The organism is [Bacillus] caldolyticus, from assembly GCF_003595605.1.
Classification (GTDB): domain Bacteria; phylum Bacillota; class Bacilli; order Bacillales; family Anoxybacillaceae; genus Geobacillus; species Geobacillus thermoleovorans.
Genome location: NZ_CP025074.1, coordinates 253,103 through 276,993 on the forward strand (window position 1 = coordinate 253,103; position 23,891 = coordinate 276,993).

Annotated in this window: 23 protein-coding genes, 2 tRNA genes, 1 rRNA gene and 1 riboswitch; of the genes, 19 read left to right on the top strand and 7 right to left on the bottom strand. The window is 53.1% G+C overall.

What is annotated here, in order from left to right:
- The first annotated feature begins 71 nt into the window (after positions 1–71).
- The 9 genes from thyA to CWI35_RS01345 all read left to right on the top strand — a co-directional run bounded on the left by thyA (position 72) and on the right by CWI35_RS01345 (position 6,954).
- Positions 72–866: a thymidylate synthase gene (gene thyA / locus CWI35_RS01305; RefSeq protein WP_062898624.1), complete on the top strand. Its 795-nt coding sequence runs from the start codon at positions 72–74 to the stop codon at positions 864–866.
- 13 nt (positions 867–879) lie between these two features.
- Positions 880–1,374 (top strand): dihydrofolate reductase, encoded by a 495-nt coding sequence (locus CWI35_RS01310; RefSeq protein ID WP_062898623.1) that lies wholly within the window; start codon positions 880–882, stop codon positions 1,372–1,374.
- Positions 1,375–1,553: 179 nt separating this feature from the next.
- Positions 1,554–1,997 (top strand): YndM family protein, encoded by a 444-nt coding sequence (locus CWI35_RS01315; RefSeq protein WP_011231266.1) that lies wholly within the window; start codon positions 1,554–1,556, stop codon positions 1,995–1,997.
- A gap of 315 nt (positions 1,998–2,312) precedes the next feature.
- Positions 2,313–3,584 (top strand): threonine ammonia-lyase IlvA, encoded by a 1,272-nt coding sequence (gene ilvA / locus CWI35_RS01320; RefSeq protein WP_068896152.1) that lies wholly within the window; start codon positions 2,313–2,315, stop codon positions 3,582–3,584.
- A gap of 96 nt (positions 3,585–3,680) precedes the next feature.
- Complete coding sequence (locus CWI35_RS01325) at positions 3,681–3,932, top strand: YpmP family protein (RefSeq protein ID WP_015374891.1); 252 nt, start codon at positions 3,681–3,683, stop codon at positions 3,930–3,932.
- Positions 3,933–4,038: 106 nt separating this feature from the next.
- Positions 4,039–4,899 (top strand): DegV family protein, encoded by an 861-nt coding sequence (locus tag CWI35_RS01330; RefSeq protein ID WP_094238712.1) that lies wholly within the window; start codon positions 4,039–4,041, stop codon positions 4,897–4,899.
- A 53-nt stretch (positions 4,900–4,952) separates the two neighbouring features.
- Positions 4,953–5,525 carry an SCO family protein gene (locus CWI35_RS01335; RefSeq protein ID WP_011231262.1) on the top strand — a complete coding sequence of 191 codons (573 nt, stop codon included), beginning with the start codon at positions 4,953–4,955 and terminating at the stop codon, positions 5,523–5,525.
- Positions 5,526–5,599: 74 nt separating this feature from the next.
- Entirely contained in the window at positions 5,600–6,382 is a 783-nt protein-coding gene (locus CWI35_RS01340; RefSeq protein ID WP_119877413.1) for an SGNH/GDSL hydrolase family protein, read from the top strand.
- Positions 6,379–6,954, top strand: coding sequence for a YpmS family protein (locus CWI35_RS01345; protein ID WP_011231260.1), 576 nt, complete (start codon positions 6,379–6,381; stop codon positions 6,952–6,954). Before CWI35_RS01340 ends, CWI35_RS01345 begins: the two co-directional genes overlap by 4 nt.
- 88 nt (positions 6,955–7,042) lie before the next feature.
- Here the strand turns inward: CWI35_RS01345 and CWI35_RS01350 are convergent, their stop codons facing one another.
- Together CWI35_RS01350 and plsY are read right to left on the bottom strand one after the other, a co-directional pair.
- On the bottom strand, positions 7,043–8,407 hold the full coding sequence (locus CWI35_RS01350) for an RsmF rRNA methyltransferase first C-terminal domain-containing protein (protein WP_119877414.1): 1,365 nt from the start codon (positions 8,405–8,407) through the stop codon (positions 7,043–7,045).
- A 28-nt stretch (positions 8,408–8,435) separates the two neighbouring features.
- Positions 8,436–9,029, bottom strand: coding sequence for a glycerol-3-phosphate 1-O-acyltransferase PlsY (gene plsY / locus CWI35_RS01355; protein WP_011231258.1), 594 nt, complete (start codon positions 9,027–9,029; stop codon positions 8,436–8,438).
- A 175-nt stretch (positions 9,030–9,204) separates the two neighbouring features.
- On the opposite strand from plsY, the gene CWI35_RS01360 reads away from it, so the two are divergent.
- Positions 9,205–9,630: an OsmC family protein gene (locus CWI35_RS01360; RefSeq protein ID WP_011231257.1), complete on the top strand. Its 426-nt coding sequence runs from the start codon at positions 9,205–9,207 to the stop codon at positions 9,628–9,630.
- Between the two features lie 238 nt (positions 9,631–9,868).
- Here the strand turns inward: CWI35_RS01360 and CWI35_RS01370 are convergent, their stop codons facing one another.
- A complete protein-coding gene (locus tag CWI35_RS01370; RefSeq protein WP_011229657.1) occupies positions 9,869–11,527 on the bottom strand; it encodes an IS1634 family transposase in 1,659 nt (552 codons plus the stop codon).
- 306 nt (positions 11,528–11,833) lie between these two features.
- On the opposite strand from CWI35_RS01370, the gene CWI35_RS01380 reads away from it, so the two are divergent.
- Both CWI35_RS01380 and CWI35_RS01385 read left to right on the top strand, forming a co-directional pair.
- Positions 11,834–12,142, top strand: a complete 309-nt coding sequence (locus CWI35_RS01380; RefSeq protein ID WP_020279617.1) for an ammonium transporter — start codon at positions 11,834–11,836, stop codon at positions 12,140–12,142.
- A gap of 275 nt (positions 12,143–12,417) precedes the next feature.
- Positions 12,418–14,040, top strand: coding sequence for a bifunctional metallophosphatase/5'-nucleotidase (locus tag CWI35_RS01385; protein ID WP_011231255.1), 1,623 nt, complete (start codon positions 12,418–12,420; stop codon positions 14,038–14,040).
- 169 nt (positions 14,041–14,209) lie between these two features.
- Here CWI35_RS01385 and pepT read toward each other — a convergent pair whose 3' ends face one another.
- Positions 14,210–15,445, bottom strand: a complete 1,236-nt coding sequence (gene pepT, locus CWI35_RS01390) for a peptidase T (protein WP_119877416.1) — start codon at positions 15,443–15,445, stop codon at positions 14,210–14,212.
- Between the two features lie 304 nt (positions 15,446–15,749).
- Between pepT and CWI35_RS01400 the strand changes: the two genes are divergently transcribed.
- Positions 15,750–16,967, top strand: a complete 1,218-nt coding sequence (locus tag CWI35_RS01400; protein WP_119877418.1) for a threonine synthase — start codon at positions 15,750–15,752, stop codon at positions 16,965–16,967.
- A gap of 109 nt (positions 16,968–17,076) precedes the next feature.
- Positions 17,077–17,209: riboswitch (FMN riboswitch) on the top strand.
- 156 nt (positions 17,210–17,365) lie between these two features.
- A complete protein-coding gene (locus tag CWI35_RS01405) occupies positions 17,366–17,950 on the top strand; it encodes an ECF transporter S component (RefSeq protein ID WP_011231252.1) in 585 nt (194 codons plus the stop codon).
- Between the two features lie 42 nt (positions 17,951–17,992).
- Here CWI35_RS01405 and CWI35_RS01410 read toward each other — a convergent pair whose 3' ends face one another.
- Together CWI35_RS01410 and CWI35_RS01420 are read right to left on the bottom strand one after the other, a co-directional pair.
- Positions 17,993–18,607, bottom strand: a complete 615-nt coding sequence (locus CWI35_RS01410) for a sulfite oxidase-like oxidoreductase (RefSeq protein ID WP_119877420.1) — start codon at positions 18,605–18,607, stop codon at positions 17,993–17,995.
- A 234-nt stretch (positions 18,608–18,841) separates the two neighbouring features.
- Positions 18,842–20,206, bottom strand: coding sequence for an ISLre2 family transposase (locus tag CWI35_RS01420; protein ID WP_119877350.1), 1,365 nt, complete (start codon positions 20,204–20,206; stop codon positions 18,842–18,844).
- Between the two features lie 315 nt (positions 20,207–20,521).
- Between CWI35_RS01420 and CWI35_RS01425 the strand changes: the two genes are divergently transcribed.
- Positions 20,522–22,192 carry a DUF6044 family protein gene (locus CWI35_RS01425; protein ID WP_119877997.1) on the top strand — a complete coding sequence of 557 codons (1,671 nt, stop codon included), beginning with the start codon at positions 20,522–20,524 and terminating at the stop codon, positions 22,190–22,192.
- A 44-nt stretch (positions 22,193–22,236) separates the two neighbouring features.
- On the opposite strand, the gene CWI35_RS01430 is transcribed toward CWI35_RS01425, so the two are convergent.
- Complete coding sequence (locus CWI35_RS01430; protein WP_042381123.1) at positions 22,237–22,869, bottom strand: DUF2238 domain-containing protein; 633 nt, start codon at positions 22,867–22,869, stop codon at positions 22,237–22,239.
- 310 nt (positions 22,870–23,179) lie between these two features.
- Here CWI35_RS01430 and CWI35_RS18470 point away from each other — a divergent pair, with 310 nt between their 5' ends.
- From CWI35_RS18470 to CWI35_RS01445, 4 genes are all read left to right on the top strand, one after another.
- A complete protein-coding gene (locus CWI35_RS18470; RefSeq protein WP_021322622.1) occupies positions 23,180–23,269 on the top strand; it encodes a putative holin-like toxin in 90 nt (29 codons plus the stop codon).
- 342 nt (positions 23,270–23,611) lie between these two features.
- A 5S ribosomal RNA gene (gene rrf / locus CWI35_RS01435) occupies positions 23,612–23,728 on the top strand.
- Positions 23,729–23,737: 9 nt separating this feature from the next.
- Positions 23,738–23,812, top strand: a tRNA-Val gene (locus CWI35_RS01440).
- Positions 23,813–23,816: 4 nt separating this feature from the next.
- Positions 23,817–23,888: transfer RNA gene (locus CWI35_RS01445), tRNA-Ala, on the top strand.
- The last annotated feature ends 3 nt before the right edge of the window (positions 23,889–23,891 follow it).

Here is a 23,891-nt window from a genome sequence, read left to right on the forward strand (position 1 = left end):
GCTCGTTTTTTTATGGACAAATGGTTCACCATGTGTTGCTTTATGGTATGATAGAGCGTGAGGTGAGGACATTGCGGCAATATTTACAGCTTTTGGAGGATATTTTGGAAAACGGCGTCGAAAAAGAAGACCGAACGGGCGTCGGCACGCTGTCGGTGTTCGGCCGCCAGCTCCGCTTCAACTTACAAGATGGATTTCCGCTCGTGACAACGAAAAAATTGCATATCCGCTCCATCATTTATGAACTGCTTTGGTTTTTAAAAGGCGATACGAACGTCCGCTATTTGCAGGAGAATGGCGTGACGATTTGGGACGAGTGGGCGGACGAAAACGGCGATCTCGGCCCGATTTACGGCGCGCAATGGCGCTCGTGGAAGGGAGCAGACGGGAAAACCATCGACCAGATCGCATGGGTTGTCGAAGAGATCAAACGAAATCCGCATTCACGCCGGCTGCTGGTGAGCGCTTGGAATGTAGCGGAATTGGACGAGATGAAGCTGCCGCCGTGCCATTATGCCTTTCAGTTTTATGTCGCGAACGGTCGGTTGTCGTGCATGTGGCAGCAGCGCTCCGTTGATACGTTTTTAGGGCTGCCGTTTAACATTGCCAGCTACGCGCTGTTGACGCATATGATCGCCCAGCAATGCGATCTCGATGTCGGCGAACTCATTTTCACCGGCGGTGATGTCCATTTGTACAAAAACCATCTCGAACAGGCGAAACTGCAGCTGACGCGCGAGCCGCGCCCGCTGCCGAAGCTCGTGATCAAACGGAAGCCGCCGTCCATTTTCGATTACGAATACGACGATTTTGAAATTGTCGGCTACAACCCGCATCCGACGATTAAAGCACCGGTGGCTGTGTAAAGGAGAGGACGCGATGATTTCGCACATTGTGGCAATGGATGAAAACCGGGTGATCGGCAAAGACAACCGCTTGCCTTGGCATTTGCCGGCCGATTTGGCGTATTTTAAACGGGTGACAATGGGCCATGCCATCGTGATGGGGCGCAAGACGTTTGAAGCGATCGGCCGGCCGCTTCCCGGCCGGGAAAACATCGTCGTCACGCGCAACCGTTCGTTTCGCCCGGAAGGCTGCCTTGTGCTTCATTCGCTCGAGGAAGTCAAGCAATGGATCGCATCGCGCGCTGATGAAGTGTTTATCATCGGCGGGGCCGAACTGTTTCGGGCGACGATGCCGATTGTCGACCGGCTGTATGTGACAAAAATTTTTGCTTCCTTCCCCGGCGATACGTTTTATCCGCCCATTTCTGACGATGAATGGGAAATCGTTTCCTATACGCCAGGAGGGAAAGATGAAAAGAATCCGTATGAACACGCCTTTATCATTTATGAGCGGAAAAAGGCGAAATAGATGGGACACGGGCATGGATATGCGTTTGTCGTTGGCGTACGAAACGTTTGCGAGACGCCCCCAAAAACGGGGCGTCTTTTTGTTTGAGATCGGAACATTTTGAAAACGTGTTTCTGCATAGAAGCGGGGCGAAAAAGGAACGATAATCAATAGAACCACAATGGAAATGGAGGAAGACGATGAAACATATCGTTCCGTTTGTCGTCAAGCTCGCTGCTTGGAGCGTCGTCTTGTTTTCGATGTTTACGATCTTCGATGCCCCGCTTTCCTTGATTTCACTCATGACGATCGTGACGGCGCTTGTTTCTTATATGATCGGCGATCTGTTCGTGTTGCCGCGCGTCGGCCATTTTGTCGCTGCCGCTCTTGACGTGCCGCTTTCCTTTTTGCTTATTTGGCCGGTCAGCTTTGCCCTCATTGCCCCGTCCGTCAACATGGCATACGGCGCGTTTTTCAGCGCCTTGGCGATCGGGGCGGTTGAAGCGTTTTTCCATTTGTATATGGAAAACCATGTGCACGAAGAAGCAAGACGGGAAGAAGCGCACCGCTGGTATGATGAAGGAAGATGGGCGACGGAATTTGCCGAGGAAGAAGAGTTCAAAAAAGAGGACGACCGGGCATAGCGCCGGTCGTTTTTTCTGTCCGCTTGCGCATGAAGAAGTAGTTCGCTGTACATATGCTGCACAATTCGCCGCGTTGCCGTCTGGCAGGACGGCTAGAGAGAGGTTTCGAGCAGGAAGGACGGCGCTCATCGGATGGCGTCAGTCCAAAAGCGTGAATCCGGTCGGCGGAAGCGTCCGGTAAAGCGGGATAATCGCGATGATCGCGAGCCAGCCCATCTTCACTCAAAAACTTTTCGAAAATTCCCTTTTCTTTTTGCGGATTTGTGATATAATCTACAAATCAAAGACAACTTAGAAAAGAAAGGGAACGAGAGCATGGAACAACAGCTGAAACGGAAGCAAGGGGCGGTATACGTCGAGGACATTTTGATCGCGTATCATACGCTGAAGGATGTTGTTTTCCATACGCCGCTGCAAAAAAATCCGCTGTTATCCGAGCGCTACGAGTGCAATGTCTACTTAAAGCGCGAGGATTTGCAAGTCGTGCGTTCGTTTAAGTTGCGCGGGGCGTACAACCGGATGAAGCATTTAACCGATGAGGAGCGGAGAAACGGGGTGGTATGCGCCAGCGCCGGCAACCATGCCCAAGGGGTGGCCTATTCATGCCGGGCGCTTGGCGTGCACGGGAAAATTTATATGCCGGCGACGACGCCTCGGCAAAAAGTGTCGCAAGTGCAGCTGTTTGGCAAAGACATGGTCGAGATCGTGCTTGTCGGCGACACGTTTGACGATTCATACAACGAAGCGGTGAAGTGCGCCGAGGCGGAAGGGCGGACGTTCATCCATCCGTTTGATGATGAATACGTCATTGCCGGACAGGGGACGATTGGCGTCGAGGTGTTAAACGACTGTGATGAACCGATCGACTTTTTGTTCGCCAGCATCGGCGGCGGGGGATTGATGGCCGGACTAGGGACGTATGTGAAAAGCATTTCTCCGTCCACCAAAGTCATCGGGGTCGAGCCGGCTGGCGCCCCATCGATGAAAGCGGCGCTCGAGCGCGGACATGTGGTGACGCTCGATGAAATCGACAAGTTCGTTGACGGCGCTGCCGTCAAGACGGTCGGGGAAAAGACATTCGCCTTATGCCGCGGGGTGCTTGATGACATCGTCGTCGTTCCAGAAGGAAAAGTATGCACGACGATTTTGGAGCTGTACAACGAAAACGCCATTGTCGCTGAACCGGCAGGGGCGCTGCCGATCGCTGCGCTTGATTTTTACAAGGAACAAATCCGCGGCAAGACGGTCGTTTGCGTGGTGAGCGGCGGCAACAACGACATCGACCGGATGCAGGAAATCAAAGAGCGCTCGATGATTTACGAAGGACTGCAGCACTATTTCATCGTCAACTTCCCGCAGCGGGCTGGGGCGTTGCGTGAGTTTTTGGATGAAGTGCTTGGGCCGACGGATGACATCACCCGGTTTGAATACACGAAGAAAAACAACAAAGAAAGCGGACCGGCGCTTGTGGGCATCGAGCTGAAACGGCGCGAAGACTACGCGCCGCTCATCGAGCGGATGAAGAAAAAAGGCTTCCCGTTCCAAGAGGTCAACAAAGACCCGAACTTGTTCCATCTATTGATTTGACGAAAAAAGTCGGAACAAATTCGCCGCATTCCGACATACTTTTTCACCGGATTGGTGTATAATAAAAGTAAATCGGTGAAAAAGAGGATTGATATTTTGCTATTCAAAAGCCTCGAGTTCAAAAACGCATATGGACAGAAGGTCAAGATTATCGAAATTCCTGTATTGGAGGAAGAGAACACATACCGATTCATGATCCAACTGCGCTTGGAGGCGTTTATTGCAAAGGTGTACCGATCGAGAACGAGCCGTTCTGTGTATTCGTTCCGCGAACATTTGAAGAAAGTGCTGAAATGGCCTGTATATGAACAGATCTTTAAAGAAACGGCGTTAAAGCATAATGCATGACTGTTGTTGTTTTGCCCTTGGCGGCAAAACAACTTTTTTTTTGGTGGGATTTTCGCCGGTTTCATTATATAATGGAAACGAGATCATCAGTATTAGGAGTGAACGAATGAAATCAATCAAAATTGTAACCGACTCAACGGTCGATGTGCCGGCGGCGGTGCTTGCCGAGCACGGCGTTGAAGTCGTTCCGCTTCATTTGACAGTGGATGGGGAGGCGTTTATCGACCGGGTGACGATCACACCAGGGCAGTTTATGGCGAAGATGAAGGCAGCGCGTGAACTGCCGAAAAGCTCGCAACCGTCGGTCGGTGAGTTTCTAGCTGTCTATGACCGGCTCGGGGCGGACGGAAGCGAGATCATATCGATCCATATGGCCGGCGAGCTGAGCGGCACGGTCCGTTCGGCTGAGCATGCGGCCGCTTTGACAGAGGCAGCGGTCACCGTCGTGGATTCACAATTTATTTCCTGTGCGTTGGGGTTTCAAGTGCTCGAAGCAGCACGTTTGGCCAAGGCGGGCAGAAGCGTCGCCGATATCATCCGGCGGCTTGACGAAATACGCCGTTGCACGCGGCTGTATGTTGTGCTTGATACGCTTGAGCATTTGATGAAAGGCGGCCGCATAGGCCGCGGCAAAGCGCTCATCGGTTCGCTTTTGCGTATTAAGCCGATCGCCGCTCTGGTTGACGGGCTGTATACGCCGGTTGCCCAGGTTCGCAGCTTTTCGCAAGCGGTGTCCCATTTGGCAGGCCGTCTTGTCGAGGAACAAGGGGCCAAACGGGTAGAGAAAATCGCCATCGCCCATGCCGATGCTCCTCGGTGGGCGGAGCGGCTCAAGGAAGCGGTGACAGACATCATCGGCTATTCGCCGATTGACATCGTTGAAACAACGCCAGTCATTTCCATTCACACCGGTCCCGGGGCGCTGGCGCTCATGTACTACGCCGAGGAAGCGCCGCTTGATGAATAAACGCCGTTATTGGCGGCATCAACATATTTTGGTCGAAAAGGAAGGACCTATCGATGTGGAAACGAATCGCACTTTTTCTCGTTGTTCTTTTGCTGGCGGCGTGCGGAAAAACGATTCCGGACGCCAAAAACTGGCCGGTTGAGGACTTTACGTTTGTCGATCAGTCTGGTCAGCCGTTTGGACTTCGCGACTTGAAAGGAAAAGTGTGGGTCGCCGATTTTATTTTTACAAATTGCGAAACGGTTTGTCCGCCGATGACGGCCCATATGGCGAAATTAAAACAAATGGCAAAGAAAGAAGGACTGGATGTCGAGTTTGTCTCCTTCAGCGTCGACCCGGAAGTCGACACGCCGGAAAAACTGGCGGCGTATGCGAAGCAATTTACAGATGATCTAGCAAACTGGCATTTGCTGACTGGATACAGCCCGGCCGAGATCAGCGAGTTGGCGCAAAAAAGCTTTAAAACGATCGTGCAAAAGCCGGCCAATGACGACCAAGTCGTGCATGGCACCAGTTTTTATTTGGTCGGGCCAGACGGAAAAGTGGTTCAGACGTACAGCGGCGTGCAAGATGTGCCGTACGAAACGATTTTAGAGCATATCAAAATCGTGCAGTCGTCGCAATGAGGCAAAAACGGCTACCGCCTTTTTGCCTTCTTTTCGTCTTTCCCCTTGTTGCGGCAAAAGGCAGGTGTCAAACAATGAGACGGTGGGGATGGTTGTTGTGCTGCTGGCTGCTCGCCGGATGCGTGTCGCTTTCGGCGGGCGGAAAGCCGGAGCGCCCGCATGAAGCCGCCGTCAAGCAGACGGAAGCAAAGCCGCTTCCGAAAGATATACATTTGGTCGCTTTAGGCGATTCGTTGACGGAAGGAGTGGGGGACGGCGAAAGGAAAGGCGGGTATGTCGGCCGCCTTGTCCCGCTCCTTTCGGCAGAAGACGGGGTGCGGACAGTCACCGTAGCGAATTTCGGGAAACGCGGCCGGCGCATTGTGGAGCTCAAGCCAGTCATCAAGGCGCATGAAAGGGAAATCAGCCAAGCGGATCTCGTCCTTGTCACGATCGGCGGCAATGATGTGATGAATGTCGTCCGTTCACATTTTTTTGATTTGTCGCACGAACGGTTTGTGAAAGAGGCAAAGGCATTTGCCTCTCGATTGGACCATCTCATTCTATCATTGCGCACGGTGAACCCCGATGCCGTCGTTGTGCTCGTCGGCTTATACAACCCGTTTTCGAGCACGTTGCCGAACATTCCGGAAATCGATGATGTCATCGCTGAGTGGAACAGCGCCAGCCTGGCAGTGCTTTCACGGTATGAGCGAACGATTTTTGTCGATATCCAAGACATTTTTGCTGACCGCGATGATTTGCTCTACCGCGATGAGTTTCATCCGAATGCCGCAGGATACGAACAGATGGCCATACGGGTGTATGAAGCGTTAAAGGAACGAAAAGAATGGTGGATAGGGAGATTGCTGCAATGAATTGGAAACGAGCGTTTTGGATGTTGGCGGCTGTCAACGCCGCGGTTCTTGTTTGGACTGTCGCCTGGCTGTTCGAACCCACTTCACCGGTGAAGCGGCCGGCGCGCCCAAATGTGGAGGGAGCTTCGTTTACAGTATACTCGAAGAAGGAGCATTTGAACGCCGTCATGAACGACTATTTGGCAGAAAAAACGAAAGGCCATCCGCTGCAATACCGCGTTTGGCTCGCCGATCGCGTCTATGTTTCAAGCGAAATCCCCATTTTAGGCCGCTCGGTCGAACTTGTCGTCTCGTTTGTGCCCAAAGTAATCAAAGGAGGGAATGTCGAGCTCACGGAGCCGACGATTTCGCTCGGCGACTGGAAGCTGCCAGTGACGTATGTGCTTCGCTACTTGCAAAAGCACGCCCCGCTGCCGGATGAAGTGGCGATTGACCCGGAGCACACCCGCGTCTACGTCGCGCTCACGGACATTCGCTTTGGCAACGGCTATCAAGTGGCGGCAAAAAAAATCGATTTGGCCGCCGATGAGATCGTGTTTACCTTAACAATTCCGACGAAGCAGCACCAGTAAAAAAGGGCTGACCTAAAACGCACCCGCGTTTTGGGTCAGCCCCTTTTTTGCGATTGGGAGCTCCTTTGCCATCTGCTTTTCCGACGTTTTAGACGAGGCGCAGCCCTTTTGGATAAAAGTTTTTCACCGTTCCTTTCACTTCTTTCCCCCAGGCGAACGGAAATCCATCCACGGCCACAAGCAGCCAACCGCGGTCGCCGCCGGTGGAAAGCGTCTCGCCGCGCCAATATTGGACGATTTCGCGGCTCGCGCTCGATAGGTCAAGCACATGTTTCGCTTCCTCTGTCCGCAACGCCAAGGCAAGGGCATGGTTCGGCTCAAACCGCTCTTTTTTCACATCCCCTAAGTGCAACCCGGCGCGGACGATTTTCAAACCGGACAAATCCGGGCAACGCTCGGGCAACACAGTCAAATGGGCGCCAAATGACACGAACGTGCCGTCTCGCTCTGTCCGCAATGCCTCTTGTTCAAACTGGCGATACAGGCGGATCGCGGCTTTTGGCGCGCTCGATTTCGCCCACCGCCCTCGCCAAGGTGAGGTGGGCCGCTGTTTTTGCAGTTTGGCGACAAAATGCCCTTCCCCTTTCAGACGGTGCGGCCAAAGGCGGGCGGTGTGTACGAGATCGGATCGATTGGTTTTCGTCCACTCCGGCCGCCCTGGCTCGATGCCGCCGATTTTCGCAATGGGCAACAACTGCAAATCCTCGTACGTCTCAAGCAGCCATTCAATCGTTTGTTCGTTTTCCTCCGGAGAGAACGTGCACGTGGAATAGACGAGAATGCCGCCTTCTTTCAGCATCGCATAGGCGCTTTCCAAAATGCGCCGCTGTCTGGCCGCACATTCTTCCACATAAGCCGGGCTCCAAAACGAAGCGGCCTCTTCATCCTTGCGAAACATGCCTTCGCCGGAACAGGGGGCGTCGACTAAAATTTTGTCAAAAAAGCCCGGAAACTGCTCGGCAAGCGCCTCGGGAGTTTCATTGACGACAACGGTGTTCGTCAAGCCGAACCGTTCGACGTTCTCTGCGAGCGCTTTGACCCGTTTCGGGTGGATTTCGTTGGCGACAAGCAGCCCTTTGTTTTCCATCATCGCTCCAAGCTGGGTCGTTTTCCCGCCAGGGGCGGCGCACAAGTCAAGCACCCTCTCCCCAGGGGCGGGACGCAGCGCTTCGGCGACCGCCATCGCGCTCGGTTCTTGAATGTAATACAGGCCGGCCGCATGGTACGGATGCTTTCCCGGCTGTTGGTCCGGCTCATAATAAAACCCGGTCGGGCAAAACGGCACCGGGGAAAGGGAAAAGGGCGCCGTTTTTGCCCATGCGCCCGGGTCGGTTTTCAACGGATTGACGCGCAAGCCGTTGATTTTTTCGTTTTCATAAACAGCGAAAAACTCGTCTGCTTCTTCATCAAGCAGCTTCTTCATTTTCGCGACAAATGCTTCCGGCAATCTCAACGCAGCAAACTCCTTTCTCCGTCCGTCGTCATGAGCGTTTGCCTGGCCATTTCACTTTTGGCTCCGTTTTGTTCAAGATGCGTTGAATGTTGGCGCGATGACGATAAAAGATAAACGAAGCCAGCAACAACACCGCCACCGTCAATGGAATGTCGTCCGTGAAAAAGACGGTGTACACGACCGCATACAGCGCCGCGGCCATCGATGACAGGGAGACGTAGCGTGAAACAGCCAAGACGACAAGAAACACGGCGATGAGCGACAAAAAGAACAACGGCGAATAAAACAGCATCACCCCGCCCGATGTCGCCACCGCCTTGCCGCCGCGGAATTTGGCGAACACCGGATACATATGGCCGACTACGGCGATCGCCCCGGCCAAAAGCGGATGCACGGGGACGGAAAAAAGCATCGGCAAGCTCGCCGCCAGCGTCCCTTTTAGCATATCGCCGACAATGACGATCGTTCCCGCTTTCGCCCCAAGCACGCGGAACGTGTTTGTTCCCCCAAGATTGCCGCTCCCGTGTTCGCGGATGTCGATCCCGTAGCCGATTTTCCCGACAAGAAGGCCAAACGGAATCGAGCCGAGAAGATAAGCAAGAAGCAAAATGAGTGCGGTCATCGAATCAAACACCCTTTACTCAACAAGTTTGTGCATGTTTCTATTTTAACATGCATGAGCGAAAACGGTAGACAGGAATTTTGCATTTCAAGGACATAGCCGCTAAACTGAAAAGAAGAAACGGGCTGTCGGAAAGTCCGTCCGACCCCGGACAGATGAGAAAGGAGCGACCATGATGAAAACGACGGTTGTATGGAACGGAAACATGTCATTCAGCGGCCAAAGCGCTTCCGGTGTGGTGATTCCGATCGACGCCGCGAAAGACGTCGGCGGCAACGATTCAGGCGCTCGGCCGATGGAGCTTTTGCTTCACGCCTTAGCCGGCTGCACCGGCATTGACATCGTTTTGATCTTGCGGAAAATGCGGCTTGATGTCCGCGCGTTTTCGATGGAAGTCGAAGGAACGCGCGCCGATGACCACCCAAAGCGGTTTACAGAGATTCATATTCATTACGCGCTCGAAGGCGATTTGCCGGAAGACAAGGTCGTCCGCGCCATTCGGTTGTCAAAAGAAAAATATTGTTCCGTTTCCCATTCGTTAAATGCCGCCATTACAGCGAGCTATTCGATCAACGGCGTGCGCGGGAAGGAGACGATCTAACAAGGAGAAGGGCTTGACGTTCATGGCCGTTTCGCGTGGCATAGCGTCGAATGACAATACGATGAAAAAGGTGTTCCGATCGTTTGCGGAACACCTTTTTTGTGTTAGAACTCACATTTCGCACCCTAACAAGGTCAAAACAAAGGATTTTTTATTTAGTTTTTCAGAATAACTTTTTGACCAACACAACGAGCGATGGCAATCCTTTTTTTACCATCGCTGGTCGTTCCGTATGACGTTACACGTAAATGCTCTCATCCAGCCCCAACCCCTGCAGAATCCTTCGCTGATCAGGGGTAAGGGAGCGATCCAGTGAGCGTTGGATGCGCCCATCCGGCAGCTTGAACAGGACGACGTTCACATATTGAAACAGCTGAAAAATCGCCTGTCCCGTCGGCCGGGTCAGCTTGCGGCCTCCAGGACCCTTCAACGGGTGTTCTGGAGTAATAAACTGACGCACTCGGCGCTGAAAAACGCGGTAAATAGCCAAGGCCAACAGAAACAAATAGCCTAATACTGCGACCCGTTCTGGTTTTTTGACGTAAATCTCATCCGTGAAAAACGGATCTTTCAAAAAAGCGAAGTTCATTTCCACCGAGATCTGCCCTTTATACAGCTTCAAGATCTCTTGGGCATCCATGGGTTGGCCCTTCCATTCCTTCGGAACGGTCGTGACAAGGACAAACCGGGACGCTTTCCGTCTCGCCTGTTCCCACGCGTCTTGGTCGAATTCGACGTCAAGGTGCAAGAAATACAGCGTCTCCACCTCGGGTTCCGCCCCTTTTTTCGGCCGTCCGCGCCGTTTTTTCGGGCGTACGATCTCTTCGACCGCGGCCTCAACCCGATGAAACCGGGGGCGAAGGGACGCCTTGAGGGACGCCAAGGCTTGTTCGGCATCTTCCCGGCAGGAGAAAGGGTGGCGCTCCCAATGGGCTTGTTCCTCGCGAAGAAGCTCCGCTTCTTTGGTTCGTTCTTTTTCGAGCGTCTTTCCTTTTCGCTGGTCGAGCGCACTCGATTCGACGACGATCAGCCGAACGGGGTGGCCTTCATAGGTGGAGGATGTTTCCCATACCCGGTACGTGGCGCCGTTTCTCTCCGCCAGGGTAAAGGGTTCGCTCCACGGGATGTGAGGCGAATCGGCCTCCGCTAATGCCCGTTTCACGATCCGAAGCGACGAAGGGCCTCGGGTGATCAAAAAGGCGTTGGCCGCTTTGGTTTGCGCCAGAGTGTCTTTTGTCATCGCGGCGGAATCGGCCACGTAAATCCATTCGTCTTCCATCTTGGCTTGTTTGAGCTGTTCGTGGACACGGGACAGCACCTCCGGATTCCACGTTTTGTCAGGCAGGTTGCCGTCGTGCACATCGCCGTAAAACGGGATGCCGTCCTCGTTGCCGACCAGTCCGAAGCCGATCTGTTTTTGCCAACGATGATGGCGGTTATAGCCATGTGTGATCTGCAAAGCCTCTAATGAGGCCGATTCATACGCGCCGTAAACCGTCTTGTCCGTCGTATCGGCGTGAAAGGCTCGGAGGGAAAGGCCTTCTTTGCGATAAATGTGAATCAAGCAAGTGCTGATCACCTTGTGAATGTCGGCCTCATACAAGCGGTCGAGATGACGAGCCAAGGCATCGTCGTTCAACCAGGAAGGATGGAGACCGGGACGGATGAGTTTCTCTAGATCGATCTCCTGAGCCCATCGTTCCACGTGAACGAGGGCTTGCCGGCCGTCAAACAGATTGTAGATGATGGCCTGAACGGCATCGCTGACTCGAGTCTGGCACTGTGGATCAACGGGAACGAGATGGTCAATCAATTGGGGCAGGCCCAGTTTCTTGAATAGGGCACTTATTATATTCAAATAATCATTACGATAGACCTTTTTGACTTGAACGTTCATGAGAGAAAAACTCCTTCACTTTCCTTGTGTGTCAAGGATTCATTCGACATCGGAACGAAAAAATCCTCCCGATTTTCGTTGGGAGGGTGCGAAATGTGAGTTAGAACGGATAACGGCGATCAGTCGTTTGGATGGACACCCTGCCGATCCGCTTTCCTTCGAGTTATGCCCGATAGGCGGCGCGCAAAAAAACTTTGTCCTCATACTTGACACATCTCTTTTAATTGTTATAATTTTTAACATAAATACGTTATATTTTATTACACAAGAAACGGTTGAGGGGGGCGGCGGGAAACATGAAAAAAATTGAAGCGATCATCCGGCCGGAAAACGACCGGTCATGCGTCGTTGTTCATCACCCAACTGCTTGGCGCGTTGACAGTCATCGTTTGGGGCTTCGTCAGCGGTGCGCTCATCGCGAATGTGTGCGACAGCACGGTCGGGCTCCGGGCGACAGAGCGTGAGGAAGAAGAAGGTCTCGATATGGCGTACCACGGCATTCCGGCTTACAATGAACTCGAGCGGTTTGCCGATCTCCCGGGCGGGTTGTACGATTTTGAGGAGACGACCGGCATTCGCGTTGCTCCGTTAAACAAGAAAAACGCGGTCGGTTGAACGCTCTCCCACCTACGCTTGTGCTTCGAGGTGGGAGATTCTTGGGAACACCCGCCCCACGGCAGGCTGTCCATCGAGCTAAAAAAGAAAGGCTGTCCGAAGAGATACGTTCAACAGACTCTATCGGGCGGTCTTTTTTGTTTCTGTTGTTCTCAACAGTCAGTTGTGAATTTACAAAATATTTACGAGAAATCATCCTTTCTGCTCTATCATTGTACTGACTCGCAAGGATATAATGGGAGTGAACGAGAAGGCGAGAGAAAGGGGAACCGGGAATGAAGAATTCCAAACGATGGGGAAGACGGGTGCTATCCGCATTGGCTGCTGCAGCGGTGCTGGCCGCGGCTCCAGTTGGGGCGGCAGGGAACGGGAAAAGCAAGGGGAAGCCGCCTGCTTCTTCGCACCGTTATATTGAGGTGCAGCTGTTAGGCATTAACGACTTCCACGGCCAGTTGAATGTGACGAGAAAAGTCGGCGGGCGGGAAGTTGGACGGGCTGATTATTTAGCCGCTTATTTGAAACAGCGGGAGGCGGAAAACAAAAATACGCTGCTCGTCCATGCCGGCGATGCGGTTGGCGCCAGCCCGCCGGTATCGGCGCTGCTAGAGGACGAGCCGACGATCGAAGTGCTCAATAAGCTCGGCTTTGACGTCGGCACCCTTGGCAACCATGAGTTTGATGAAGGAGTAGCGGAAATGCTCCGCTTGATCCATGGCGGATATCACCCGGCGACCGGCGATTTCGCCGGAGCAGATTTTCCGTACGTGAGCGCCAACGTCGTTGATGCGCAAACGGGAAAGCCGATTCTCCCGCCATATGTGATTAAGCGGGTCAACGGCATGCCGATCGGATTGATCGGCGTCACGCTCACGGAAACACCAACGATTGTGACGCCAAGCGGCGTCGCGGGAGTCAAGTTCATCGATGAAGCAACAGCGATTAACAAAGCGGTCCGGGAACTGAAGAAAAAAGGGGTGCAAACGATCGTCGTTCTCGCCCATAACCCAGGCGTATCCAATCCGGATGGGACAAACGCAAGCGGGGAAATTGTCGATATCGCCAAAAATGTCGATGATGAAGTCGATGTGATTTTCGCCGGTCATAACCATGCCTATTTAAATGCGGTTGTGGACGGCAAGCTGCTCGTTCAGTCGTATTCGTACGGCACGGCGTTTTCTGATGTCGATTTGAAAATCGACCCGCGTACGAAAGACGTCGTCGCCAAAAAAGCGGAGATCGTGACGACCTATCATGACGGCATCACTCCGGACCCGGAAATCCGTGCCCTCGTCGAAAAATATGAAGCGAAAGTGGCGCCGCTTGTCAATCAAGTCGTCGGCACAGCAGCCGAAACGATCACCGATGAACAAAACGAAAGCGGCGAGTCCGCCTTGGGCAATTTGATCGCCGATGCCCAGCGGGCGGCGATGAAAACCGATTTTGCCTTTATGAACCCGGGCGGCATTCGTGCCGATATTGAACAAGGCGAAGTGACGTGGGGCGAATTGTACAACGTTCAGCCGTTCAACAACCAGCTCGTGAAAATGACGCTCACCGGCGCGCAAATCCGCCAGCTTTTGAATCAACAATGGCAGCCAACCCAAACGCGCATGCTGCAAATCTCCGGCCTCCGCTATACATGGAGCGCCAGCAAGCCGGTCGGAGAAAAAGTCATTGACATTCAGCTTCCTGACGGCACACCGCTAAAACCGGACGCCGAGTACACGGTGACAGTCAACAGCTTCCTCGCCGACGGCGGCGATGGGTTCACGGTGTTGACGCATGGGACAAACCGCGAGGTCGGCCCGGTCGATTTGGATGCCCTTGTCTCGTATATTCGCGGTCTTGAGCAACCGTTCTCAGCACGGATCGAGGGGCGGATCAACCGGCTTCCGTAACAGGTGTTGACCGAGGAAAAAGGATGGAAGGGCGAACGGTCGCTTATCTAATGAAGAAGGTGTCCCCAAAAGACTCGGGACACCTTTTCTTTACTCCTAATGGGCGGGCTTGCAGCCGCTTGTGCTTGGACGATCGAAAAAAGATCGTTCAAGAGAGTTTTTCCGCAGATCAAGATGCTTTTTGCTCGAACAGCTTGATGATCTCCACGATCACTTCGGCCGCTTTCACCATATTGTCGGCGGAAATGTATTCGTAGCGGCCGTGGAAGTTTTCGCCGCCGGCGAAAAGGTTCGGCGTCGGCAGCCCCATGTAGGAGAGCTGCGACCCGTCTGTACCGCCGCGGATCGGTTTCACCTTTGGTTCAATGCCCAAGTTCGTCATCGCTTCGTGGGCGATGTCCACAATGTGGCGCACCGGCTCGATTTTTTCGCGCATGTTGTAATATTGGTCGTTGATTTCGAGAGTGATTCGGTCGTTTCCATATTTTTGCGCAAGCGAAGCCGCGATCTCTTTCATTTTCGCTTTGCGAGCCTCGAACTGTTCGCGGTCAAAGTCGCGGATGATGTAATGAAGCTTCGTTTCCTCTACACTGCCTTGGAACGAAAGCAAATGGTAAAACCCTTCATATCCTTCCGTATGCTCAGGCGCCTCATCGGCTGGCAACTGCTGCTCGAACTCCATGGCGATTTTGATCGAGTTGATCATTTTTCCTTTCGCTGTGCCCGGATGGACGTTTTTTCCTTTGATCGTGATTTTCGCTTCGGCAGCGTTAAAGCTTTCATACTCCAATTCGCCCAGCGGCCCGCCGTCGACCGTGTAGGCAAATTGGGCGCCGAATTTGGCAACGTCAAATTTATGCGGCCCGCGGCCAATTTCCTCATCCGGCGTAAAGGCGACGCGCACTTTGCCGTGCTTGATTTCCGGGTGTTGAATGAGATAGTTCATCGCGGTCATAATTTCGGCGATTCCGGCTTTATCATCGGCGCCAAGCAGCGTCGTCCCATCGGTCGTGATGAGCGTATGCCCTTGGTAGTGAGCGAGCTCCGGGAAATCGTTTGGCGACAAGATGATGCCTTGTTCTTTGTTTAACACGATGTCCCCGCCGTCGTACTGTTCGATGATTTGCGGGTTGACGTTGGCTCCCGTAAACTCCGGAGCGGTGTCCATATGAGCCAAAAAGCCAATCACTGGCACGTTTTTGTCCGTATTGGCCGGCAACGTCGCCATCACGTAGCCGTTGTCATCGATCGTCACATCTTCCATCCCGATCGACTTCAGCTCTTCGACGAGCATTCTCGCCAGCTCCCACTGTCCCGAAGTCGATGGGCACGTATGGCTGTTTGGGTCGGATTGAGTGTTGACTTTCGCGTAGCAGATGAAGCGTTCGATGAGTTCCTGTTTCATTGGTTCATCTCCTTATGTATAAGTTTTTCTGGATCAACGAATCATTCCGCCGATGCAGTGAGAAAAAAGAGGCGGTTTCCGTTTTATTTTACCATATGCGGCTTCAAACGGTAAAAAAGAGGGGGGACCATTTCCTACTTGGCGCTATGATGCCCCAAAGTTGGCGTACGGACGCTGCCATTACAGGCGCCGGTGGCAGAGGACGGTTATGGTATAATGAAAAGGCCAGTGTCTCGTCCAAAACGCGAAAGTAGGTGCTTCCTGCCTCGTGCGGATGAAACAAATGGAAAGGAGAAGCCAAACCATGTCATTCAGCTACGTGTCTCATCTGTATTGTCCGAAGTGTGAACGTACATACGATGTCGACCAAATCCATCAACTTTGCGAATGCGGTTCGCCGCTTCTGGTCGCGTACGATTTGGAGTTGATGCGCCAAGAAGTGAAGCGGGAGGCACTTGCGGAGCGAGAACCGAGTTTATGGCGGTATCATGAGCTATTGCCGGTGAAACATCCTGAACATATTGTCTCTTTAGGGGAAGGAATGACTCCGCTTGTGCGAATGCCGCGCCTTGGCCGGAATATCGGCATTGACTCACTCTATATGAAAGACGAAGGCGTCATTCCGACCGGGACGTTTAAAGCCCGCGGCGCGGCGGTTGGGATTTCGAAAGCAAAGGAATTGGGCGTCAAACGACTCGCCATGCCGACAAACGGCAACGCCGGCGCGGCATGGTCGCTATACGCGGCGCGGGCGGGCATTCAGGCGACAGTCGTCATGCCGGTTGATGCACCGGAACTGACGCGAAAGGAATGCGCCATCGCTGGGGCGGAATTGTATTTCGTCAACGGCCTCATTAGCGATGCCGGGCAAATCGTCGCCAAAGCGATCCGCGAATACGGATGGTACGATGCGTCGACGTTGAAAGAACCGTACCGGATTGAAGGGAAGAAAACGATGGGACTGGAGATCGCCGAACAGTTCTCGTGGCAGCTCCCGGATGTCATTTTGTATCCGACCGGCGGCGGCGTCGGGTTGATCGGCATTTACAAGGCGATCAAAGAACTGCAGGCGCTCGGCTGGGTGGACGGCCGCATGCCGCGGCTTGTCGCTGTGCAGGCCGAGCATTGCGCGCCGATCGTCAAGGCGTGGAAGGAGAAAAAACGTGAATCGGAGTTTTGGCCGAACGCCCATACAGTGGCGTTTGGCATCAATGTGCCGAAAGCGCTTGGCGACTTTCTTGTTCTTGAGGCGGTGTATGAGACGGACGGTTGCGCGGTTGCCATTGGCGATGAAGCGATTTTGGCTGAACAGCGGACGGCAGCCGAACTCGAAGGGGCGTTCATTTGCCCGGAAGGAGCGGCGGCGTTTGCGGCGGCACGAACGTTGCGCGAGAGCGGTTGGATTCGCGACGGGGAGACGGTCGTCGTATTAAATACCGGAACCGGGCTGAAATACGCCGATACGGTGGACGTCCATCCGCCGGTGCTCGAGCCGGGGGATATGCTTCCAAAGGAGAATTGACAAGTTGGCGGAGTAGGCGCCAAACATAAAACATATGGGAAAAAATGATAGACAAACGAAAAGAGGTATTGTATACTAAATTCATCGGAATAATAAAAATGTATAAGCGATTCATCTTCGGGGCAGGGTGAAATTCCCGACCGGCGGTGATGAGGCGCTTGGCCTCTCAGCCCGCGAGCCGCAAGGCAGGATCCGGTGCGAGTCCGGAGCCGACAGTATAGTCTGGATGGGAGAAGATGAAGGTTTGCCGGCGTTCGTTTTGGCGCATGCGAACGTCTAGTTGCGCACACCCTTTTTCTCCCTTAAGCCTCGTTCGGTTTAAGGGAGTTTTTGTTGGCGTTCGCGGCGGCAGCCTTCTTCTTGTGAGGATGAATCACGAGAAGGGGAGGAGAACAAGCATGAAACGCATTTCCATCCGCGCCTTTGTCGGCATCGGAGTGTTGGGCGCCATGGCGCATGTGCTCATGATGCTCAACTTTCCGCTGCCGCCGTTTCCGAACTTTTTGCTTGTCGACTTCAGCGACATCCCGGCGCTTGTCGCCGCGCTGTTGTACGGCCCGCTCGCCGGCGTGGCGGTCGAACTCTTGAAAAACGTGTTGAACTACGTTTTTGTCGGCAGTGCGACCGGCGTTCCGATCGGCCAAATCGCCAACTTTACCGCTGGGGCGGCGTTTATTTTGCCGGTTTCCTATATTTATGGGAAAGCCGCATCGAAAAAAGGCTTGCTGCTGGGGTTGGCGGCGGGAACAGTGACAATGGCGCTCGTCATGAGCGTGCTCAACTACTACGTCTTTATGCCGGCGTACACCCTTTTCCTTGGCGCTCCGCAGATGAGCGCACCGGAAGCGAAGGCGTTGGTGGTATCGGCGATTTTGCCGTTTAACGCCGTCAAAGGAGCGATGGCGGCCATCGTATTTCAGCTTCTCTTTTGGCGTCTTCGTGCTTGGCTTGAGAAACAAGCGGCATCCCGCCAAGCCGCTTGATGAACAAAAAGCGAGGGTTTTTCCCTCGCTTTTTTGCGTTTGTCAAAAGCGAATCCGCGGCACCCACTCGGCAAACCGCTCTTCTTTAAACGGATTGGCGGTCATCGAATAGCCGCGCTCCTCCCAATAGCCCGGCTCATCTTCTTTCATAAAGCGGATGCCGGACGCCCATTTCGCCCCTTTCCATAAATAAAATGTCGCCGGCGGGATGAACCGGAGCGGATAGCCGTGCTTCGGCGAGATGTCCTGCCAGTCGTGATGCTTGTCTTTCCACCGATAAACAAACAAGGCATCGTCGCCCATCAGCGCGTCAAGCGGCAAGTTTGCCGAATAGCCGAACCGGTCGCCGTTTAAGTAGCCGTAAATTTTCACATATTTCACATCGGGATCGAGATCGACGAAGCGCAAAAACTCGCGGAAAGCGATGCCTTCAAACGTCGTGTCAAATTTCGACCACGTCGTCACGCAGTGCATATCCACGGTCGAAATCGTCTTCGGCAGCCGCATCACTTCCTGATACGACAGCGTCACTTCCTCTTTCACATCGCCGAACAATCGGAAATTCCACGCTGCTTCATCAAACTGGTACACATCGCCTTCATGCAAAATCGGCCATTTTTCCGTTTCGAATTGGCCGGGAGGGAGTTGTTTCGGCATGGTGTGCTCCCCTTTCTATGTATTCGTTTATGTATACCATGATAAGGGGAAAATAAAGCGTGTGCAACTTGGCTATGGTTTTAGAGTCAGTCAAGACTTTGTGGAGAACATTTTTTCGGTTCACTACGGGCGTTGTCAATCACTAGTTAGCGAACCATTTTCAGGAATTAATATCGTAAGCGCTTTCGGACTCTCATCCCTCATCTTGAGGTGATGATATTGTATTCCATTTTTTTACACCCAACCACCATCCCGGAGCGCCGACAACGCTTGATGGATCGGCGTCCCGGATGACCGCTGCAGACACGGTAGATTCTGACGCACCACATCTGCCCATAACCGTCCGGCCTTCCGTTTGGCCTGTTCGATCCGCTTGGACTTTGTTGAGGCCGAGACGGCCGACTGGGGCTCTTGCTCCTCCCACCGTCCCTTTCTCCACCCGATCCCGTCGATTCGGGCTGCCATCGCCCTCAGAAACGCCCGAAGCCCTTGGTCTTTCCAGCTGCGGCGGGATTTCACCCGATGCGCAAACCGGCTCATCACGCTCTCGGCGTGGCCCATCGGACGCATGCCGGTCGTCTCCACCCCTTGCTCCGACAGCCACTCCCGATAGTCCCGGATGCATCCCGGCATCGACTCGATCCGGCGGATCATGGCAGCCATCTGCTTCTCTTTCGCTTCGTCCTCCAACGTGCCGACCGCGCTGTTCAGCTCGACCAAAAGTCCTTCTTCGTCTTGTTTCGCCAGCTTCTTCCGCACCTCCCGCCAACGCGGATGGCCGGACAGACACTGACGCAGCTCCCGCGCCACATGAAATCGATCCAGCTGAAAGCAGGCCCGCTTTCCAAAATACTCCCGGCAGGCTGTGATCCACGACGCCGCGTCGCCGTTGATGATCAAAAGGTCCCGGCACGGGTCATAGGCATATTCGTTCATCAGCCACTCTTCAAACCGTTCCCACACGTCTCCCTCCCCTTCATGGAGGTAGTGGCGCCGGTTCACGAGCTCGAGCTGCGAACCGTTTCGTTTCCATCCCTCGTGAACCGCCAGGATTTTCTCTTCTTTCGCCCGTTTCCCTTTCCCCTGGCGGGAAATAAACAGCCCATCCGCCTCCACAAATAGCACTCGGCCGTGCCGTTGGGAAACAGGGTGGTGCAGCGAGACAGGGGCCTCCAGCACCAGTTGGCGAATCGCCTCGTGGCTTAGGACCGCATACCCCACGATCGACTCCAACGTACGGGCTGCTTTGCGGTAGGAAGAGCACTCTACGGCCAACTCGACCGCCGTTTCCTCGAGGCAAGGGCTGATCGACTGCGCTCCATCAAAGCCCAGTTCGGCATCCAGCAAGAAGGTATACGCCCCCGCCTGCCGATCATAGTAGTAGTTCCGTCGAAACGTCACTTCTCCAAACAGCGTTTGGATCGTGGTCGGCCGTTTGTCTTTCAGCTGATACCGGCGCTTGTCCCGCGCTTCCGCCAGTTGTTGATCAATCTCCTCCAAAAGGGCCGCCAACAAGACAGCGAACACCTTTTGAAGAGTTCTGACTAATTGTTCCTCCAGCTCTTTTAATAAAGGCCATTCTGTGGTAAGATGTTTCATGGACTCTCTCCCTCCTGTTTTCGGTTGATGTTGACAATCACCATCATAGCAGGGAGAGAGTCCTTTTTTCACGACATTTGCTTTTTCTACCGCGCTTCGCTTGGTGGCCCCGACGAGCGTCGCGAACAAAAGTTCGCAACCCTCGTCGGGGATCATTTCGGAATGTCACCCACAAATATTTTACTCACACATGGTTTTAACGCATCACAATATTGAGGACAGTCATGTAAGAATGGAATAATTTTCTTCTTATTGCACATCGTATTCAATAGGGATTTCATGGCCAAGAACAGCTATGGCGGGAGCGTGATGCCGATGGCCGAACAAAGAGAACGATGGCTTTTCCTTTTGGCACTTTGCCTCATCGCCCTTTACGTGTCCCCGCTCTTTCTCCTTGGCGAAAACGCCCATATTCGCGTCCACGATAATTTGGATTCCAATATCGCTTGGTATAAGGTGCTCTCCGAAAGCGGAAAAATCACCGGGCCGCTTGACGCGAAGATTCCGCAAATCGCCAACGGCAAGTTGTCAAGAAATGCCCTCGGTTCGGAGTTGACCGGCATCGTCTGGCTGCACGCGTTATTTCCCACGATGACTGCTTATGCGCTCAGCCAAACGATCACAAGGGTGGTGGCATTTTTGGGCATGTATTTGTTGTTGAAAACGCATTTCCTGCCCGAGCCGCGTTGGATGGCTGTTCGCATCGGCGTGGCGCTCGCATTTGCGCTGACGCTGTTTTGGCCGTCGGGGATGTTAAGCACGCTCGGCATGCCGCTTGCGCTCTGGGCGTTTTTGAGCATCCGGAAAGGCGAGGGGGAGTGGAAACATTACGTCGCGCTCACGCTTCTCCCGTTTTATTCCAGCTTTGTGCTCGGGTTCTTTTTCTTTCTTGCCGCCATGGGCACTCTTTGGCTTTTGGATGTGCTGCGCGGGAAGGGGTGGAACATCCGCTTTTTGACTTCCATCGCTTACATGACGCTGTTGTATTTGCTTGTCGAGTACCGGCTTGTGTACTCGTTTTTATGGGAAGACGAGCCGACAAGCCGGGATGAGTACTTCCATGCCCGGTTGTCGTTTTGGCATTGCGTCCGCTTGACGTGGAAAAACTTTATCCTCGGCCACCATCACGTCATGACCGAGCATACCTTTTTTATTTTGCCGGCCTGGTTGATGGCCTTGTATCTCGTTTTCATGAAAAAACGATGGAAGCAAGAACGGTTATTTCTTTTCCTATTCGGACTGAATTTCGCCCTGTCGGCGTGGTACGCCTTTTGGTTTTATAAAGGGTGGCTGCCGCTTACCGAGCGGTTTCATTTTTTGGACACGTTTAACTTTGCCCGCTTTCATTTTTTGCGCCCGCTTGTCATTTATGTGCAGTTTGCGCTGGCGCTGAAAATCGTATGGCAATACAGCGAAAAAGGAGAAAAGTGGGCGAAGCGGCTGCTAGCGGCCCAAGTGATCTTGGTGTTTTTGATTAACGAAGAAATCGTCTTCCGCTACGAGCCGACGGTGAAGCAATTTTACGCGGAAAAACAGTTCCAAGAAATCAAGCAATACATCGGGCTCCCGGTGTCCGACTACCGCGTCGTCAGCATCGGCATTCACCCCGCCATCGCCCAATACAACGGGTTTTACACGCTCGATACGTACAACAACTTTTATCCGCTGTCATACAAATACGAGTTCCGCAAAATCATTGAACGTGAACTGGAAAAAAGCAAAACGATCCGCACATATTTTGACGAATGGGGCGGGCGTTGCTATATTTTTACAGCAGAACTTGGAAAACGGTATATGTTTACAAAACAGTCGAAAAAACGGCTGAAGAACTTGCTGCTGAATACAGAACAGTTGAAAAAAATGGGCGGCCGCTATATTTTCTCGGCGGTTCCGATTGACAATGCGGCGGAAAATGGACTCGTGTTGGACCGTGTATTCACGTCCGATGAGTCGGCGTGGACGATTTATTTGTATAAGGTGAATTGAAAACAGCGGCTTCTCTTGAAAAGAGAAGCCGCTGTTTTACGAGCCTAGCTACGGGGCTGATCCAACCGCGCAAGTTGCCGGTCGTGCCACCTTGAGAGCAGCCATAGGGCAATCAGTGTCCCAATCAATGTGCATACCATATCCCATTGGGTGTCCCAAATATCGCCTTGTGTGCCCAAAAAGTCTTTCGATGCCTTTCCTCCTTTGGAGATGATGGAGACGAGCCATTCGATGATTTCATACAGGGCGGCGATGGCGAGCGACATGCTTGTGACGATCGTGAAAAGCCAAGGGCCGCGCGACAGCGGCGTTTTCCGCAGTACAATCTCCCTTAGGACGATGGCGAACGTCCCTTTGAGGAAATGGCCAAACCGGTCGTAATGGTTGCGTTCGAAATGGAACGCATCTTTGATCCAGTTAAAAAAAGGAACTTTGGAGTAAATATAATGGCCGCCGATCAACATGAGGACCGCCAGCATGGCGATGATGACATACGACATCGTTGTCAGCCGGAAGCGTTGATACAGGGCCATCACGATCACAAGCCCCACAAGCGCTGGGGCGACCTCAAGCGCCCACACCGCATAGCTGGTTGGACGAATGGCCGACCAAACGAACACAGCAGCGACGATCAGCAACAACAGCCCATGAATGCGGGTTTGCCTTGCTTGTTCCACCTTTTTTCCTCCTTGGAACAGCGAGATTCGTCTATGATCATTATTCGGAAAAACGCGGATTTTATGCGCTTGATGAAAACGTCGGAGTTTCAGCGGGCTATAAGAACCAGAGAGGAAGGGGCCGTGAAGATGCGGCGCGAAGTAACAGGCAAGGTGGGGGGGGGATACCTCGGGTAGGGAAACATTCCTAATTTTCAACGAGGACGCGAATGTATATTCGCATTTGTTTGATTTGATGGTATAATGAAACATGCACAGCCATATGCAGGGTGGGCAGTGGCCACTCCCTGAACGAAAGGGGGTGGTGCTGATGATGTCGATTGCCGACGCGCTGACGCTCATGATTGCGTTTGCGTCACTCATCGTCGCGGTGATCGCCGTATCCAAAGACAAAAAGTAACCCACCCTGCTAGGCCGAGGCGAGGGTAGGTTACGATGCCCGAGGCTTGGGCCACTGCGCTTCTTGCAGCGGCTGTGTATGGACAGGGCATTGGTGGCCGCCAATGCCCTGCTTTATTGTACGTTCCTTCTTCTTTATTATACGCGTATAAAGAAGGGGATGACAAGAACTTTAGAGAAAGGGACAGTGAAGATCAAAAAAAATGAAAAAGAGGGTTGACTCTTTCATTTTTTTATAGTAAATTTTACATTGTCGTTCCGATTCTGAAGGAACTGAAATATAAAGATACAAAAAAACTTGACAAACTTTTGGATTGCTTTATAATAGAAATCGTCGCCATTGCCTAGTGGTGATAGCGGAGGGGAAACACCCGTTCCCATCCCGAACACGGAAGTTAAGCCCTCCAGCGCCGATGGTAGTTGGGGCCAGCGCCCCTGCAAGAGTAGGTCGTTGCTAGGCAAACAACGTGGAGTATTAGCTCAGCGGGAGAGCACCACGTTGACAGCGTGGGGGTCACTGGTTCGATCCCAGTATACTCCACCATCATGGGGCGTTAGTTCAGGGGGAGAACGCTTCGCTGGCAGCGAAGAGGTCAGGGGTTCAAATCCCCTACGCTCCATTG

What these genes read in the sequence shown, in the direction of transcription:
- CWI35_RS01310 (WP_062898623.1), top strand. Translation starts at nt 880, where the DNA reads ATGATTTCGCACATTGTGGCAATGGATGAAAACCGGGTGATCGGCAAA.
- CWI35_RS01315 (WP_011231266.1), top strand. Translation starts at nt 1,554, where the DNA reads ATGAAACATATCGTTCCGTTTGTCGTCAAGCTCGCTGCTTGGAGCGTC.
- ilvA (WP_068896152.1), top strand. Translation starts at nt 2,313, where the DNA reads ATGGAACAACAGCTGAAACGGAAGCAAGGGGCGGTATACGTCGAGGAC.
- CWI35_RS01330 (WP_094238712.1), top strand. Translation starts at nt 4,039, where the DNA reads ATGAAATCAATCAAAATTGTAACCGACTCAACGGTCGATGTGCCGGCG.
- CWI35_RS01335 (WP_011231262.1), top strand. Translation starts at nt 4,953, where the DNA reads ATGTGGAAACGAATCGCACTTTTTCTCGTTGTTCTTTTGCTGGCGGCG.
- CWI35_RS01340 (WP_119877413.1), top strand. Translation starts at nt 5,600, where the DNA reads ATGAGACGGTGGGGATGGTTGTTGTGCTGCTGGCTGCTCGCCGGATGC.
- CWI35_RS01345 (WP_011231260.1), top strand. Translation starts at nt 6,379, where the DNA reads ATGAATTGGAAACGAGCGTTTTGGATGTTGGCGGCTGTCAACGCCGCG.
- plsY (WP_011231258.1), bottom strand. Translation starts at nt 9,029, where the DNA reads ATGACCGCACTCATTTTGCTTCTTGCTTATCTTCTCGGCTCGATTCCG.
- CWI35_RS01360 (WP_011231257.1), top strand. Translation starts at nt 9,205, where the DNA reads ATGAAAACGACGGTTGTATGGAACGGAAACATGTCATTCAGCGGCCAA.
- CWI35_RS01370 (WP_011229657.1), bottom strand. Translation starts at nt 11,527, where the DNA reads ATGAACGTTCAAGTCAAAAAGGTCTATCGTAATGATTATTTGAATATA.
- CWI35_RS01385 (WP_011231255.1), top strand. Translation starts at nt 12,418, where the DNA reads ATGAAGAATTCCAAACGATGGGGAAGACGGGTGCTATCCGCATTGGCT.
- pepT (WP_119877416.1), bottom strand. Translation starts at nt 15,445, where the DNA reads ATGAAACAGGAACTCATCGAACGCTTCATCTGCTACGCGAAAGTCAAC.
- CWI35_RS01400 (WP_119877418.1), top strand. Translation starts at nt 15,750, where the DNA reads ATGTCATTCAGCTACGTGTCTCATCTGTATTGTCCGAAGTGTGAACGT.
- CWI35_RS01405 (WP_011231252.1), top strand. Translation starts at nt 17,366, where the DNA reads ATGAAACGCATTTCCATCCGCGCCTTTGTCGGCATCGGAGTGTTGGGC.
- CWI35_RS01410 (WP_119877420.1), bottom strand. Translation starts at nt 18,607, where the DNA reads ATGCCGAAACAACTCCCTCCCGGCCAATTCGAAACGGAAAAATGGCCG.
- CWI35_RS01420 (WP_119877350.1), bottom strand. Translation starts at nt 20,206, where the DNA reads ATGAAACATCTTACCACAGAATGGCCTTTATTAAAAGAGCTGGAGGAA.
- CWI35_RS01425 (WP_119877997.1), top strand. Translation starts at nt 20,522, where the DNA reads ATGGCCGAACAAAGAGAACGATGGCTTTTCCTTTTGGCACTTTGCCTC.
- CWI35_RS18470 (WP_021322622.1), top strand. Translation starts at nt 23,180, where the DNA reads ATGATGTCGATTGCCGACGCGCTGACGCTCATGATTGCGTTTGCGTCA.